This window comes from Gordonia sp. NPDC003424, assembly GCF_053588655.1.
The window spans coordinates 55,396-70,586 of record NZ_JBSFQJ010000008.1 but is presented as its reverse complement, the minus strand read 5'-3'; the positions used below and the strand labels follow the sequence as shown (position 1 = coordinate 70,586).

Genomic DNA, 15,191 nt, shown 5'->3' with positions numbered 1-15,191 from the left:
GATGACCTTGATCCCCAACGAGATCAGACGTCCTTCCGGGGACGCGGAGCGGCCGGAACCAGCGGTTCCGGCCGGCTCCGGCCAACCCGGAGAATCGCCGAAACCCACTCGGCGGCAACGGTTGTCCCTGCTCGACCGGACGGTGTCGCCATACCTGTACATCGTGCCGTTCTTCGCGGTGTTCGCCGCGATCGGGCTCTACCCCATGCTGTACACGGGGTATCTCTCGTTCTTCTCCTGGCCACGGTTCGCGGCCGAGCACGGGCACGCAGTGGGATGGGACAACTACCGATATGTGTTGACCGACCCGGTCTTTCACAAGGCGTTCGTGAACACCATCGGCATTTTCCTGCTGTCGTCGATCCCGCAGATCATCATCGCCACCGTCGTCGCGGCCCTGCTCGACACCGGTCTGCGCGGCCGCTCCTGGTGGCGGATGAGCGTGCTGATCCCGTTCGTGGTCGCACCCGCGGCGGTCGCGCTGATCTTCGGGTCGCTGTTCGCCGACAAGTCCGGTCTGGTCAACGACGTGCTGACCGGGGTCGGACTGCCCCAGGTGTCGTGGCACGGTGACCGGTTCGCCAGTTGGACCGCGATCGCCACGATGGTCAACTGGCGCTGGACCGGATACAACACCCTGATCCTGCTGGCGGCGATGCAGGCGATCCCGCGAGATCTCTACGAGGCCGCGGCGATCGACGGAGCCGGCAGCGTCCGGAAGTTCGTGCACATCACGCTGCCGTCGATCCGCGCGACGATGATCTTCGTGATCATCACCTCGACGATCGGTGGCCTGCAGATCTTCACCGAACCAAGGCTTTTCGACACCAACCTGCAACACCAGGGCGGCGCCAACCACGAGTACCTGACACTGGCGATGTACGTGTTCAACACCGCCAACAGCGCCACCAACCCGTATCCGCGCGCGGCCTCGGCGGCGTGGCTCATGTTCCTGCTCATCGTCGCCTTCGCGCTGGTCAACTTCTTCGTGACCCGCGCCGTCGGCAGGAGGTCGTCATCATGACCCGCCGTCCCGGTTTTCTCGTCTACGGACTGCTCGCCGCCTTCGTCGTCGGTTCGGTCTTCCCGCTGTACTGGTCGTTCGTCATCGGCTCGGTGACCTCGCAGCGCGCCAATCAGACACCGCCACCACTGATGCCCGGCGGACATTTCATCGAGAACGCGCAGCGGGTCTTCAACCGCATCGACTTCTGGTCGGCGCTGGGCAACTCGATCATCATCTCCTCGGTGGCGGCCATCTCCGTCGTGCTGTTCTCCACCCTCGCCGGATATGCGTTCGCCAAGTTGAGTTTTCGCGGCAGCAACGCGCTGATGGTGTTCGTGGTGCTGACCATGGCGATCCCGCCGCAACTCGCGCTGATCCCGCTGCTCAAGGAGTTCAGCAACCTCGGGCTGACCGGCACACGATTCGCGGTGGTACTCCCGTGGCTGGTCACCGCATTCGGCGTGTTCTTCATGCGGCAGTACCTCAGCACCGCCATCCCCGACGAACTCATCGACGCCGCCCGCGTCGACGGGTGCTCGATGATCCGCACCTTCTGGACGGTGGCCGTGCCCGCGGCCCGGCCTGCGATGGCGATCCTCGGCCTGTTCACCTTCATGCAGGCCTGGACCGACTTCATGTGGCCGCTGCTGATCCTGCAGGGGTCGGACGTGCAGACACTGCAGACCGCGCTCGACCAACTCAAGATCGCGCCCGGACATGGGCTGTCCGACATGGCACTTCTGCAGGCCGGCACCATTCTCGCCACCGTGCCGCTGCTTCTCCTGTTCGTCGCGACCGGACGCCACCTGGTGACCGGCATCATGCAAGGAGCCGTAAAAGGATGACTCCCGCAACACATTTCCCCGACGGCTTCATCTGGGGCGCGGCCACCGCGTCGTATCAGATCGAGGGTGCCCACGACATCGACGGCCGCACGCCGTCGATCTGGGACACCTTCGCGCACACCCCGGGCGCAATCCTCAACGCCGACCACGGCGACGTCGCCTGCGACCACTACCACCGGATGCCGGCCGACGTCGCCCTGTGCAAACAGCTCAACCTCGGCGCCTACCGGTTCTCGGTTGCCTGGCCGCGCGTACGTCCCGACGCCGGTGCCGAGAACCAGAAGGGCATCGACTTCTACGCCCGGCTGACCGACGAACTACTCGACGCCGGCATCACCCCGTGGCTGACGCTGTACCACTGGGATCTGCCGCAGACGCTCGAGGACACCGGCGGATGGACCAACCGGGACACCGCCTACCGTTTCGTCGACTACGCGCTGACGGTGTACGACTCGCTGTCCGACCGGGTGAACCACTGGACGACGCTCAACGAGCCGTGGTGTTCGGCGTTCCTCGGGTACACCAGTGGCCAGCACGCCCCGGGCCGGCAAGAAGGGGTGGCCGGACTCGCTGCCGCACACCACCTCCTGCTCGGGCACGGCCTCGTCGTCGACGAACTCCGCCGGCGGGGCGCCACCCCGGAGAACGGCAAGCAGGTGGGGATCACGCTGAACCTCACGGTCGCCGATCCGTTCGACCCCGACAACCCGGCCGACGTCGACGCCGCTCGCCGACTCGACGCCTACAACAACCGGCTGTTTCTCGATCCGCTGTTCCGGGGCAGCTATCCCGAGGACATCGTGGCCGACGTCGCCGGTCTGACGTTCGACGGTGTCGAGTGGCCGAGCTGGGTGCGCGACGGTGATCTCGACCTCATCGCGCAACCGATCGACGCGCTGGGTGTGAACTTCTATCACGGCGACGGTGCCGCGGACGGTGTCCGGCCCGGTCTCCTGGAAGACGGGGTCCTCGCCCCGGAGCGGCTGTCCGTCCCGCCGCACCCGGACGGACGGCGGATCACCTTCCCGCGAAGGGGATTCGATGTCACCGACATGGGCTGGGAGATCCAGCCGGCCGCCCTGACCCAGTTGCTCCTCCGACTGCGTGACGAATACGGGGTGCCGCCGGTCTACATCACCGAGAACGGTGCGGCCTACGACGACGTCGTCGAGGCCGACGGCATCGTGCACGACGAAAGGCGCAGGCAATTCATCGAACTCCACGCCCGGGCCATCCACGACGCCATCGCCCACGGCGTGGACGTCCGGGGATACTTCGTGTGGACATTGATGGACAACTTCGAATGGGCGTGGGGCTACACACAGCGTTTCGGTATCGTCCACGTCGACTTCGCCACGCAGGCAAGGACACCCAAGGACAGCGCCCTCTGGTTCGGGGACGTGGCGCAGGCCAACGGTTTCGGGGGCAGAGGAGGTGAACGACCGTGACCGACACGGATTCTCCGGACGCCATGCCGACGCTCGACGCCGTCGCCCGCCTGGCCGGGGTGAGCCGGGCGACCGCCTCGCGCGCGGTCAACGGCGGCAGTCGGGTGAGCCCGCGCGCCCAGAAGGCGGTCGACGAGGCCGTGCACCGACTCGGCTACACGCCCAATCAGGCTGCGCGGTCACTGGTCACCCGGCGAACCCAATCGATCGCTCTGGTCGTGCCGGAACCCGACGAGCGAGTCTTCTCCGACCCGTTCTTCGCGCGCACCGTGCACATCGTCACCCGGGAACTCGCCGAACACGATTTCCAGGTGGTGCTGCTACTCGCGGGCAGCGGCGACCAGGAATCCCGGATGCTGCGCTTCCTGCGCAACCGGCAGGTCGACGGTGCCATCGTCGTCTCGCACCACCGAGGCGACAGCCTGCCCGATCATCTGGCCACCCTCGGGCTGCCCGCCGCGTTCATCGGACGGCCGTGGAGCAACACCGAACGGTTGTCGTGGGTCGACACCGACAACGTCGCCGGTGGTCTGGAGGCGACCCGGGTGCTCCTCGACCGCGGATGCCGCCGGATCGCCACCATCGCCGGACCCACCGACACGACCGCCGGCGTCGACCGCCTGCTCGGGTGGACGCAGGCGATGCAATCGCAGGGCCGTGCGACCGACGCCGTCGCCTACGGGGACTTCACCGAAGAGGGAGGTGCGCTCGCCTGCCGGCAGTTGCTCACCGAACACCCCGACCTCGACGGCATCGTCGCCGCCTCGGATCTGATGGCCGTCGGGGCGCTCGGCGTGCTCGCCGCGGCCGGGCGCCGGGTTCCCGACGACGTCGCGGTGATCGGCGCAGACGACCTCGGCGTCGCCGAACGCACCGACCCGCCCCTGACCACTCTGCGAAATCCGTTGTCCGAGATGACCGCAGAGGCCGTCACACTGCTTCTCGGCCAGCTCGACGGCGGCTCGATCGCACCGCGCCGAGTTGTCTTCGCCCCCACCCTTGTTCGCCGCGAATCGGCCTGAACCCACTCTGGAGCAACGACCATGACCACCGTCACCTTCGACAACGTCCGCCGCAGCTACCCCGGCACCGACCGCCCCGCCGTCTCCGGTCTCGACCTCCACATCTCCGACGGAGAACTCCTCGTGCTGGTCGGGCCGTCCGGGTGCGGAAAATCCACGACGCTCCGGATGCTCGCGGGACTCGACCAGAACGACGACGGCCGTATCCTCATCGGCGACCGGGACGTCAGCAAGATCCCGCCGAAAGACCGCGACATCGCGATGGTCTTCCAGAACTACGCCCTGTATCCGCACATGACGGTCGCCGACAACATGGCGTTCGCGCTCCGGCTGGCCAAGGTCAGCAAGGCGGAGCGGCAGAACCGGGTGGCGCGGGTGGCCGAGATGCTCGACCTGACCGCCTACCTCGACCGAAAGCCCAAGGCACTCTCCGGCGGTCAGCGGCAGCGGGTCGCGATGGGCCGGGCGATCGTGCGCTCACCCCAGGTGTTCTGCATGGATGAGCCGCTGTCGAACCTCGATGCGAAGATGCGCGTGCGCACCCGCACCGACATCGCCGCGCTGCAAGCGGAATTGGGGGTGACCACGGTGTATGTCACCCACGACCAGGTGGAGGCGATGACCCTCGGCGCGCGTGTCGCGGTGATGCGCGAGGGCGTGCTGCAACAGGTCGACACCCCGCTCGCGCTCTACGACCGGCCCGCCAACGAGTTCGTCGCCGGATTCATCGGTTCGCCGCAGATGAACCTGCTGCCCGGGGTCGCCGGCGAGAACGGCATCCGGGTGGGTGGCGCCGTCGTCCCGCTGACCACGACGGCGCGCGGCCCGGTGACCGTCGGCGTGCGCCCGGAGGATTGGCAGGTCAGCTCCGATGGGCGCGGCCTCGACTTCGCGGTCACCCTGGTCGAGAAACTGGGGTCCGACAGCTTCCTGTACGGCACGTCCGACGTCGACGGCACGTCTCGGAGGATGGTCGTGCGGGCGCCGGCCCGCACCACGACCGCCAAGGGCGACGGTCTGCGGCTGGTGCCCGACCCCGAGCGTGTGCATTTGTTCGACGCCGCAACCGGTCTGCGCATCGACTGACTCGGGGTATGCTGACCGACAGCACAACGCTCACGGTGATGGATCTCGCCGGGGTGCGCGTCGCCGACGCGGACACCCGAACCGCCCCTACCGGCTGATAGTTCCTGTTCCGGATTTGACGGATGGAGCTGCTGCATGGGTGCCGAACAGTCACCGGGCGAGAGCGCGCCGCCGGATGCGCACGGCGAGTTGCCCACCGACCCCGATGTTGTCCGGCCACTGCACTGGCGGCCCGCGGCGATGGTGTTGGTACTGATCGGCGGTGCCGTCGGCACCGGATTGCGCTACTGGGTCGAAGAGCTGCTGCCGGCCGTCGGAACCGGCTGGCCGTGGGGCACTTTCACCGTGAATCTCGTCGGCGCGTTCGTGCTCGGTGTTCTCCTGGAGGGTCTGGCCGTCCTCGGCGACGACGACGGCTGGCGACGGCGCGCACGACTTCTGCTCGGCACCGGATTCTGCGGATCGTTCACCACCTACAGCAGTTTCGCGCTCGAGATGTCGCTGCTGGCGCGCGACGGTGCGGTGCCGGTCGCGATCGGCTACGGCGTGACGAGCGTGGTGGCCGGAGTGGTGTGCGCCTGGTTGGGGATCGCGACGGCGGGTGCCGCTCTGCGCCGGCGGGCGGGGGATGTGTCGTGATCGTGGTCGCGGTGATGGTCGCGGGCGCGCTCGGCGCACTGGCCCGCTTCGTCGTCGACGGAGCGGTGAAAACCCGTCGTGCGACGACTTTTCCGGCCGCCACCTTGATCATCAATCTCGGCGGCTCCCTACTGCTCGGCGTGGTGGCGGGGCTGGTGATGTTCCATGCGGTGCCGGCCGACGTCAAAGCGGTCGTCGGCACCGGATTCTGTGGTGGGTACACGACTTTCAGCACGGCGAGCTTCGAGACGGTGCGCCTTGCCGAACAACGTCGGTCGGTGCTCGCGGTGACGAACGCGGTCGGATCGCTCGTCGGCAGCGCCGCCGCATGTGCGCTCGGCCTGATGCTGGCGTGGGCGCTGTGATGAGCGGAAAGGAGTTGGCATGACGGGTAATACGGACTTCGCCGGTGGTGGTGATCACCCACCGCTGCGGCGTCGGGTGGCCGGACCCGAGCCGCGGCACCGAGCCGAGGCGGCGCTGGTGGTGGGATGGGACCGGACCGAGGCCAGCACGGCTGCCGTCCGGTTCAGCGTCGATCTCGCACATCGACTGACCGCGCACGTGCACGTGGTGCACGTCGTCGATCTCGATGACACCCCGATCGACCCGGACTCCCCGAACTGGGGAGAGTTGATGACGGCGACGATCACCGGCGAGACCGCCGAGGCGAAGGAACTCCTCGACGGCCTGGCGGCGTCCTGGACATATCACAGCGGACATGGCGATCCCGCGAAACTGCTTGCCACCGTGGCCGATCGCTACTCGGCGCTGATGGTGGTGATCGGCAGCCCGAGGGGCGGCCTGCTCTCGTACCTGGACTCGATGCTGCGGCAGTCGGTGGCCCAGCAGATGATCGGCCACCGGAAGACGCCGCTGCTGCTGGTGCCCGCCGACACGCCCCGGCTCACTTGAGTTCGGCGCTGCTCTTGCCCAGGACGCGTCGGGCGATGATGAGCTGCTGGATCTGTTGGGTGCCTTCGAAGATGTCGAGGATCTTGGCGTCGCGAGCCCACTTCTCCACCAGCAGCCGCTCCGAATAGCCCAGGGTGCCGGTCAATTCGACCACCTTGTTGGTGATGTCGGTGACCGTGCGGCCGGCTTTCGCCTTCGACATCGAGGCCTCGAGCGAGTTCGGCTTCTTGTTGTCGGCCATCCACGCGGCCCGCATCGTCATCAGGTAGGCGGACTCGAAATCGGCTTCCATCCGGATGAATTCGGCCGCGGCGGCATGCTGGTCGGCGGCCGGCCGGTCGTAGTCGATCTCGATGCCGGCCTCGTCGAGGATGCGGCGCAGCTCTTCCAGTGCGGCCCGCGCGACACCGACGGCCATGCCGGCGACCATCGGACGCGTGTTGTCGAAGGTCTGCATCACCCCGCCGAATCCCTTGGACACGTCGACCTCGGGGGAGCCGAGCAGGTTGTCCTTGGGAATGCGGCAGTTGTCGAAACGGATGACCGCGGTGTCGGAGACGCGGATGCCGAGCTTGTACTCGAGTCGCGCCACCTCGACGCCGGGATGCTCGCGCGGCACCACGAAACTCTTAATGGCCGCGCGGCCGAGGCTCTTGTCCACCGTCGCCCACACCACGATGTGGGTGGCGCGCGAGCCCGCGGTGACGAAGATCTTCTCGCCGTTGATCACATACTCGTCGCCGTCGAGCGTCGCGGTGGTGGTCACCGCCGCCGAGTCGGAACCGAAGCCGGGCTCGGTGATCGCCATCGCGGCCCACACCTTGCCGAACCGCTTGAGCTGCTCGTCGGTGGCCACGGCGGCGATCGCCGCGTTGCCGAGCCCCTGATAGGGCATCGACAGCATGAGACCGACGTCGCCCCACGAGGTTTCCATCACGTTCACGACGGACTGCATGTTGCCGCCGTTGACGAGCGCGCCCTCCGGCTTGGGCCTGGCCGTCTTCTCCCGGCCGCGGCCGGCGTCGGCGCCCGCACCGGCCTGCCCGGTTGCGGAGAGGCCGTCGTACAGACTCGCCAGGGTGTCGAGTTCCACCGGATAGGCGTGCTCACGCAGGTCGTACTTGCGGGAGATGGGCCGGAAGATCTCCGCGGCGGCCTGATGCGCTTGGTCGATGGTGACGCCCAGCTTCTTGGGCAGTTCCAGGTTGATGCTCATTGTCTGTTGTCCTTCAACGATTCTCGGGTCAACTAGAGAACGACGATGCCCTCGCCGATGCCGGCGCCACGCAGGTCTCGATACCACCGTTCGACCGGATGCTCCTTGGTGAAGCCGTGACCGCCGAGCAGCTGCACGCCGTCGAGGCCGATCTGCAGACCCTTGTCGATGGTGAGCTTGCGGGCCAGCGCGGCCTCGCGGGCAAAGGAGAGGCCCTGCTCGGCGCGTGCGGCACCGCGCAGCGTGACCAGCCGGATGGAATCCACCTCGGTGGCCATGGTCGCCACCATGAACGCGACGGCCTGCCGGTTGGAGATCGGCTCGCCGAACGCCTCACGCTCGTTGACGTAGGGGATGACATAGTCGAGCACCGCGCGGGCGGTGCCGGAGGCCAGCGCCGACCAGCCGAGCCTGCAGAGGCGGACCACGTCGCGGTAGGCCGCGAACGCGGCGTCGCCCTCTTCCTCCCCGAGCAGTGCAGAGGCCGGAACGGCCACGTCCTGCAACAGGATTCGGCCCATTCCGGCCGCCCGGACACCCATCCCCGGATCGGCCTCGACGATCAGGCCCTTGGTGTCGGACTCGACGATGAACAGCGCCGGGCGTCCGTCGAGCTGCGCACCGACGATGAACAGCTCGGCCGAACCTGCTGCGGGCACAAAGGACTTCATGCCGTTGAGGCGGTAACCGCTGGGTACCCGGGTGGCCTTGGTGGCGAGATCGAAGGCGTCGAAGAGCGGCTTCGGCTCGGCGATCACCACCGCGGACTGCGGGACGTCCTCGCCGGCGAAGTCGGGCAGGTAGGTGCGCTGCTGGGCGTCGCTGCCGAAATTGGTCAGCGTGGTCGCGACGCCGCTCGGTGCGAGCAGCGGCAGGGCGAGACCCATGTCGCCGTAGGCCATCGCCTCGGCCACCAGGGCATTGGTGACCACACCGCGCTCGGAGGCGGCGCCCTCCAAGTCCTCGGGGACGTTGATCATCGTGATGCCCAGCTCGGCCGAGCGTTTGATGATCTCCGCGGGCGCCGAGGCGGCATCGTCCGCGTCGTGGGCGGCCGGTCGCAGGATCTCGACGGCGAACTCCTTCACCGTCTCGGCGATCATCTGCTGCTCGTCGTCGGGCGTGAGGTTGAAGTAATCCTTCGGCGCGGTGGCCAGGCGCTTGGCCTTCCCCGATCCGCCCTGCGCCGCCTTGAACGCGCGGTTGGCCGCGCCCAGGGTCTGGAACCCGGTCTTGGTCGCCTGGTAGGCGATCCGATTGATCGGCTCGCGGATCTGGTACTTCTCGGCGAACTCGGAGCCGGTCACCGACGTCAGCACCCGCATGGCGGTGCCGATGAGGTTGCGGGGATGGCGGCTCTTGCCGACGGCGGAGGTGTCGCGCGGTTCGGTGTGTCGTGATTCGGTCTGCGATGTCATGATCACCAGCTGTTTCTCGGGCGGATGGGGTCGCATATCGGGTTGTGGAACCGACCTTACTCGGTAGTAAGAAGAGACCTTACTACTCGGTAAGGACCTTGTCACGCGAAATCGGAGATGTCGGTGTGGCCGCCGTCGGCTTACTCTGGTCGGGTGCCCAGACAGGAGGTCGCGACGGCCGCGACGGTCGCCGCCGGAGGAGTCGCGGCACTCGCCGCGGCGGCGCTGTGGTCGCCGGCCGGATCGGGCAGCGGACCCGATCTCTGCCCATTTCGCCGGATGACCGGCCTGCCGTGTCCGGCCTGCGGGCTCACCCGCAGCTGGGTGGCGCTCGCGCACGGGGACCTGTCGGCGGCGTTCGGCTACAACCTGTTCGGGCCGTTGTTCATGCTGGTCGCGGTGATCGCCACCGGAGCGGCGATCGTTGCGCTGGTCACCGGCAAGCCGGTGCTGGGCCGACTTCGGACCGGGCTGACCGGACGGATCGCCATCGGCGTCCTGATCGTCTGGTTCGGCTACGGGCTGGTCCGCCTGCTGTTCGCGGCCGCCGGGTGGGGACTCTTCCCGTCGGTCACGTGACTCGGGGCAGGCGGGGGAGCAGAGTGGACCCATGCAGATCACTCACTTCGGTCACTCCTGCATCCTGGTGGAGGTCGACGGCACCCGGATCCTGTTCGATCCCGGGAACTTCTCCCACGGCTTCGACGGACTCACCGGCCTCGACGCGATTCTGATCACCCACCAGCATCCCGACCATTGCGACGTCGCGCGCCTGCCGGACCTCGTCGCCGCCAACCCCGACGCCGTGCGGTACGCCGACCCGCAGACGACCGCGCAACTCAACGGCGACGACGTGGCGGGGGTGTGGACGGCGGCGCACGCCGGCACCCGGCTGCAGATCGGCGGGGTCACCGCGCGCGTCACCGGCGGCCGGCATGCGGTGATCCACCCGGCGATCCCGGTCATCGACAACGTCGCCTACGTGCTCGACGCCGAGGACACGACGGGTCGGTTCATGCATCCCGGCGATTCCTTCTACATCCCGTTCGAGAAGATCGACGTCCTCGCGCTGCCGTCGGCGGCGCCGTGGATGAAGCTGTCGGAGTCGGTGGACTACCTGCGCGCGATGGCGCCCCGGATCGCCGTCCCCATCCACCAGGCGATCCTGTCGGATGCGGGCACCGGCATCCACTACGGGCGGTTGTCGGAGATGAAGGCCGATCAGACCGAATTCAGGGTGTGGGACAAGGAATCCGCGATCGAGGTGTGACCCGCTCAGGCCGGCGGTGCGAAGAGTTCCAGCGCGATGTTGTCCGGGTCGCGGAACGAGATGCCCGAACCGTAGTGCGCATGCTTGATCGCCGAATGCGCGATGCCCAGTTCGTCGAGCCGGGCGGTCCAGGAGTCCAGTTCGTCGCGACCGATCGAGAACGCGATGTGGTCGAGGCCGGTGGCGTGCTCGTCGAACGCGCCGCTCGCGGCACTCCCGGTGTGGGTGTGCAGGCCGAACAGCGTCCCGCCGTCGAGGGCGAAGACCGCGTGGTGGAACGTGCCCGACTCCTCATCTTCGTCGAGCACCGGCGCCTCACCGAAAAGGTTTGTGTACCAACGAGTGCTGGCTTCGAGGTCGGTCACGGTGATGGCCACATGGGTCAGGGCGGGGAAGGGCATGGGTGCTCCTCGGTCGAGACGACGGTGTCTGGTGTCGACGTTACGGAGGTGTGCGCGTGCCGTGAACTCACCGAACGGACAGGGCGGGGTGCGGGTTGTCTGGGAGCGGGGATCAGGGAGCGGGGGCGAGCGCCGAGAGCACCTGATCGTGCAACAGTCCGTTGGTCGCGACGGCACTCCCGCCGGACGGGCCGTCGGCGCCGTCCAGGGAGGTGAACCGCCCGCCGGCCTCGCGCACCAGGATGTCGAGCGGGGCCAGATCCCACAGCGACACCTCGGGCTCGGCCGCGATGTCGACGGCGCCCTCGGCGACCAGGCAGTAGTTGAAGAAGTCGCCGTAGCCGCGGACCCGCCACACCTCGTCCGTCAGAGTGATGAACTCCTCGCGGATGCCGCGGTCGGCCCAGCCGGAGAGGCTCGAGAACGCCAGGCTCGACGACGACAACTCCGCGACCGCCGACACCGACAACCGCCGCGGCATCTCCTGGGCGTCGAACACCGTGTGCGCACCCATGCCGGTCGCCGCCCACCAGCGGCGGCGCAGCGCCGGCGCCGACACCACACCCACCTGCGGCACCCCGTCGACCAGCAGCGCGATGAGTGTGGCCCAGATCGGTACCCCGCGCACGAAGTTCTTGGTGCCGTCGATCGGATCGATCACCCATTGCCGGCCGGTCAGTGACGCGTCGCCGCCGAACTCCTCGCCGAGTACCGCGTCGTTGATCCGCCGGGCCGAAAGTCGTTGCCGCATAAGCGTTTCACAGGCAATATCGGCGTCGGAGACGGGTGTCAGGTCCGGTTTGGCGTCGACCCGCAGGTCGACCGCGCCGAACCGGTCCATGGTCAGCGCATCGGCCGAGTCCGCGAGGGACAGGGCGAGTTCGAGGTCGTCGTCGAGGCGGCTGATCGGCGCGGAGGAAACGGACATGACCGGTAGGGTAGCGGGCATGTGGCTGACGGTGGCGCTCACGGCGATCTTGGCAGCTGTTCTGGTGGCCATGCTGATCTCGTGGCAGCGTGGCCGCAATCCGCGGACTCTCGACGGCGGGTTCGCGGCGCAGTTCGTCCAGGGCACCCTCACGGTGACCGGGGTGAGCGACCGGCAGGATCAGGGCGACGCCAAGGGGGAGCGATTCTGCACGGTGTCCGGCACCATCGTCGGGCCGCAGACCAATCCGGCCGAGGTGTACGGCACCCTCGTGCTCGGCGACAACGACCCGTGGCCGCAGATCGGTGCCGACCTGCCCGTCGTCTACAAGCCCGGCAAGGCCGCGTCGTCCTGGCGGTTCGGTCAACTGCCGCCGGTCGACCCCCCGTTTCCGCCCGGGCAGGTCCCACCCTCCTGAACGGCGGTAGTCTTGACTACCGTGAATCCCGACGTAATCGCAGATCTCGAATCCATCGGCGCCACCTTGACCACGGTCGAGAAGGTGCTCGACCTCGACGAATTGCGCCGTCGGATCGACGAGCTCGAGATGCAGGCGTCCGACCCCGACCTGTGGAACGACCAGGAGCACGCGCAGCGGGTCACCAGCGAGCTGTCGCACACGCAGTCCGAGTACCGCAAGGTGACCGAACTGCGGCAGCGCCTCGACGATCTGCCCGTGCTCTACGAACTCGCCGACGCCGAGGAAGGCGACGACCGCTCCGCGGCGCTGGCCGACGCGGACAACGACCGCACCGCGCTGCGCGCCGACGTGGAGGCCATGGAGGTCAAGACCATGCTGGCCGGCGAGTACGACCAGCGTGACGCGCTGGTCAACATCCGGTCGGGGGCCGGCGGTGTGGACGCCGCCGACTGGGCCCAGATGCTCATGCGCATGTACATCCGGTGGGCCGAGCAGCACGGCTACGGCGTCGAGGTGTATGACACGTCGTACGCCGAGGAGGCGGGTCTCAAGAGCGCGACGTTCGCCGTGAAGGCGCCGTACATGTACGGCACCCTCTCGGTGGAGCAGGGCACCCACCGGCTCGTCCGGATCAGCCCCTTCGACAACCAGGGCCGTCGCCAGACGTCGTTCGCCGAGGTCGAGGTGCTGCCGGTGGTGGAGACCACCGACCACATCGACATCCCGGAAACCGATGTGCGCGTCGACGTCTACCGCTCGTCGGGACCCGGCGGACAGTCGGTCAACACCACCGACTCCGCGGTGCGGCTCACGCACATTCCGACCGGCATCGTCGTCACCTGCCAGAACGAGAAGAGCCAGCTGCAGAACAAGGCTGCGGCGATGCGCGTGTTGCAGGCCAAACTGCTCGAGCGCAAACGGCAGGAAGAGCGGGCCGAACTCGATGCCCTCAAGAGCGACGGCGGGTCCAGCTGGGGTAACCAGATGCGGTCCTACGTCCTGCACCCCTATCAGATGGTGAAAGACCTGCGAACCAACGTGGAGAGCAACAACCCCACCGCGGTGCTCGACGGCGACATCGACCGGTTCATCGAAGCCGGCATTCGCTGGCGCATGGCCGGTGCCGATGCCTGATCTGTACCTGATCGCCCTGGAACCCGCCGGGACGATCGGTGTGGATCGGCTCGTGCGGTGGCTCGCCACCGATGTCCTCGAGGCGGTCCTCTGGGTGCTCGGTGGCGCCATCGTGATCCGCTTCATCGGCTGGGCCGGCCACCGCTATGCGGCACGCATCGACGCCGAGTTCGAGGGCAGCGACATGCTGGTGCGCACCGAGCGCGCGAAGCATCGGCGAGCCGTCGTCGACGTGGTGCGGTGGGCGCTCATCTGTGCGGTCGTCTTCGTCTGCATCCTGGAGATCATGGCGGCGTTCGGCGTGCCCATCAGCGGCCTCGTCGGACCCGGCGCGGTGCTCGGCGCCGCACTCGGTTTCGGTGCGCAACGCGTGGTGCAGGACATCCTGGCCGGATTCTTCATCGTCACCGAGAAGCAGTACGGGTACGGCGATGTGGTGCGGCTGTCGCTGACCAGCGCCATCGTCGCCGAGGGCACCGTCGAGGACGTGACGCTGCGCATCACCAAGGTCCGCACCAGCGACGGTGAGGTCGAATCGGTGCCCAACGGCCAGATCATCAAGGCGACCAACCTGTCCAAGGACTGGGCGCGCGCCGTGGTGGATGTGCCGATCCCGGCCGAGGCCGACATCGGCAGGGTCAACGAGATCCTGTCCGACGTGGGTGAGGAGTTCTTCGCCGAACCCGAGTTCCACGACCGTCTCCTCGACCCGCCCAGCCCCCTCGGCGTGATCGACCTGGAGCTCGACGCGATCACCGTCCGGGTGGTCGCCCGGACACTGCCCGGCATGCAGTTCGAGATCAGTCGGGCCCTGCGCATCCGGATCGTGGGTCGGCTCGCCGCCGAAGGCATCACCGTCGCACCGGGCCACGACGTGCAGGTTGCGTCGGCGCCGCCGGCGACCCTCGAGGACGGGCACTCGGACCGCGCGGTGGAGCGGGGACGTGATGGCTGACGACGACACCGGCCGGACCGAACCGAACGCGACAGGCACCGACACGACCGACACCGACACGGCCGCCCAACCGACCACCGGACGCCATCATCAGCAAAGCGGGAAGCGCCACTGGGGCCACATCTACGGCACCCGGATACGGACCACCACCGCGGCGATGATCGTGGTGTTCCTCGCTCTGCTCGCGCTGTACGGCTGGACCTCGCAGCACTACGGTGTGGTCGCCCCGGTCCAGCCGACCCCGGCCCCGAAGACCACCACGCCGGTGTACACGTACTCCACACCGACGTCGACTCCTCCGAGCCGTTCGTCGACCGAGTCGACGACGCCCAAGGCGGGGGAATCCGGCTCGGTCAGCGGTGAGGTGCCCGCACCCGCCCCGCCCGTGGATAGCACCGAGATCACGATCCCGGGTCTGCCCGGCATCACCCTGCCCCGGCTGGGTGGCCAGACGACGACGCCGGCCACCACCACGCAGCCGTGATCG

Annotated in this window: 18 protein-coding genes and 1 riboswitch; of the genes, 14 read left to right on the top strand and 4 right to left on the bottom strand. The window is 68.0% G+C overall.

Translation table 11 applies throughout. The annotated features are described in order from the left end of the window. Nucleotide 1: 1 nt before the first annotated feature. The 8 genes from ACWDTI_RS13750 (at nt 2) to ACWDTI_RS13715 (ending at nt 6,961) form a co-directional block, all read left to right on the top strand. Nucleotides 2–1,024, top strand: a complete 1,023-nt coding sequence (locus ACWDTI_RS13750) for a carbohydrate ABC transporter permease (protein WP_449738648.1) — start codon at nt 2–4, stop codon at nt 1,022–1,024. After that, the gene (locus ACWDTI_RS13745; protein WP_449738647.1) at nt 1,021–1,851 is read left to right on the top strand and encodes a carbohydrate ABC transporter permease; all 831 of its coding nucleotides are present in this window, start codon (nt 1,021–1,023) and stop codon (nt 1,849–1,851) included. The genes ACWDTI_RS13750 and ACWDTI_RS13745 overlap by 4 nt, the downstream gene beginning before the upstream one ends. After that, on the top strand, nt 1,848–3,299 hold the full coding sequence (locus ACWDTI_RS13740) for a glycoside hydrolase family 1 protein (protein WP_449738646.1): 1,452 nt from the start codon (nt 1,848–1,850) through the stop codon (nt 3,297–3,299). Before ACWDTI_RS13745 ends, ACWDTI_RS13740 begins: the two co-directional genes overlap by 4 nt. Further along, on the top strand, nt 3,296–4,321 hold the full coding sequence (locus ACWDTI_RS13735) for a LacI family DNA-binding transcriptional regulator (protein WP_449738645.1): 1,026 nt from the start codon (nt 3,296–3,298) through the stop codon (nt 4,319–4,321). Before ACWDTI_RS13740 ends, ACWDTI_RS13735 begins: the two co-directional genes overlap by 4 nt. Before the next feature lie 21 nt (nt 4,322–4,342). Next, on the top strand, nt 4,343–5,407 hold the full coding sequence (locus tag ACWDTI_RS13730) for an ABC transporter ATP-binding protein (RefSeq protein WP_449738644.1): 1,065 nt from the start codon (nt 4,343–4,345) through the stop codon (nt 5,405–5,407). 25 nt (nt 5,408–5,432) lie between these two features. Further along, nucleotides 5,433–5,521, top strand: a riboswitch (Fluoride riboswitch). A gap of 21 nt (nt 5,522–5,542) precedes the next feature. Next, entirely contained in the window at nt 5,543–6,046 is a 504-nt protein-coding gene (gene crcB, locus ACWDTI_RS13725) for a fluoride efflux transporter CrcB (RefSeq protein ID WP_449738643.1), read from the top strand. Continuing rightward, complete coding sequence (gene crcB / locus ACWDTI_RS13720; protein WP_449738642.1) at nt 6,043–6,411, top strand: fluoride efflux transporter CrcB; 369 nt, start codon at nt 6,043–6,045, stop codon at nt 6,409–6,411. The genes crcB (ACWDTI_RS13725) and crcB (ACWDTI_RS13720) overlap by 4 nt, the downstream gene beginning before the upstream one ends. A gap of 19 nt (nt 6,412–6,430) precedes the next feature. Next, nucleotides 6,431–6,961 (top strand): universal stress protein, encoded by a 531-nt coding sequence (locus ACWDTI_RS13715; RefSeq protein ID WP_449738641.1) that lies wholly within the window; start codon nt 6,431–6,433, stop codon nt 6,959–6,961. Here the strand turns inward: ACWDTI_RS13715 and ACWDTI_RS13710 are convergent. Continuing rightward, entirely contained in the window at nt 6,954–8,177 is a 1,224-nt protein-coding gene (locus tag ACWDTI_RS13710; protein ID WP_449738640.1) for an acyl-CoA dehydrogenase family protein, read from the bottom strand. The two genes, ACWDTI_RS13715 and ACWDTI_RS13710, sit on opposite strands and share 8 nt — an antisense overlap. A 32-nt stretch (nt 8,178–8,209) precedes the next feature. Then, on the bottom strand, nt 8,210–9,595 hold the full coding sequence (locus ACWDTI_RS13705; RefSeq protein ID WP_449738639.1) for an acyl-CoA dehydrogenase family protein: 1,386 nt from the start codon (nt 9,593–9,595) through the stop codon (nt 8,210–8,212). 153 nt (nt 9,596–9,748) lie between these two features. Between ACWDTI_RS13705 and ACWDTI_RS13700 the strand changes: the two genes are divergently transcribed. Together ACWDTI_RS13700 and ACWDTI_RS13695 are read left to right on the top strand one after the other, a co-directional pair. Then, nucleotides 9,749–10,174 (top strand): DUF2752 domain-containing protein, encoded by a 426-nt coding sequence (locus tag ACWDTI_RS13700; protein WP_449738638.1) that lies wholly within the window; start codon nt 9,749–9,751, stop codon nt 10,172–10,174. Nucleotides 10,175–10,205: 31 nt separating this feature from the next. Then, the gene (locus ACWDTI_RS13695; protein WP_449738637.1) at nt 10,206–10,865 is read left to right on the top strand and encodes an MBL fold metallo-hydrolase; all 660 of its coding nucleotides are present in this window, start codon (nt 10,206–10,208) and stop codon (nt 10,863–10,865) included. Nucleotides 10,866–10,870: 5 nt separating this feature from the next. Here ACWDTI_RS13695 and ACWDTI_RS13690 read toward each other — a convergent pair whose 3' ends face one another. Both ACWDTI_RS13690 and hisN read right to left on the bottom strand, forming a co-directional pair. Continuing rightward, nucleotides 10,871–11,266, bottom strand: a complete 396-nt coding sequence (locus tag ACWDTI_RS13690) for a VOC family protein (RefSeq protein ID WP_449738636.1) — start codon at nt 11,264–11,266, stop codon at nt 10,871–10,873. Between the two features lie 112 nt (nt 11,267–11,378). After that, the gene (gene hisN, locus ACWDTI_RS13685) at nt 11,379–12,194 is read right to left on the bottom strand and encodes a histidinol-phosphatase (RefSeq protein WP_449738635.1); all 816 of its coding nucleotides are present in this window, start codon (nt 12,192–12,194) and stop codon (nt 11,379–11,381) included. A 19-nt stretch (nt 12,195–12,213) separates the two neighbouring features. Here hisN and ACWDTI_RS13680 point away from each other — a divergent pair, with 19 nt between their 5' ends. The 4 genes from ACWDTI_RS13680 to ACWDTI_RS13665 are packed head-to-tail and all read left to right on the top strand — an operon-like array spanning nt 12,214 to nt 15,188. Next, nucleotides 12,214–12,612: a hypothetical protein gene (locus ACWDTI_RS13680; RefSeq protein ID WP_449738818.1), complete on the top strand. Its 399-nt coding sequence runs from the start codon at nt 12,214–12,216 to the stop codon at nt 12,610–12,612. 21 nt (nt 12,613–12,633) lie between these two features. Beyond that, nucleotides 12,634–13,749, top strand: a complete 1,116-nt coding sequence (gene prfB, locus ACWDTI_RS13675) for a peptide chain release factor 2 (RefSeq protein WP_449738634.1) — start codon at nt 12,634–12,636, stop codon at nt 13,747–13,749. Continuing rightward, nucleotides 13,742–14,704, top strand: a complete 963-nt coding sequence (locus ACWDTI_RS13670; protein WP_449738633.1) for a mechanosensitive ion channel family protein — start codon at nt 13,742–13,744, stop codon at nt 14,702–14,704. Before prfB ends, ACWDTI_RS13670 begins: the two co-directional genes overlap by 8 nt. After that, complete coding sequence (locus ACWDTI_RS13665) at nt 14,697–15,188, top strand: hypothetical protein (RefSeq protein ID WP_449738632.1); 492 nt, start codon at nt 14,697–14,699, stop codon at nt 15,186–15,188. Before ACWDTI_RS13670 ends, ACWDTI_RS13665 begins: the two co-directional genes overlap by 8 nt. Nucleotides 15,189–15,191: the final 3 nt, after the last annotated feature.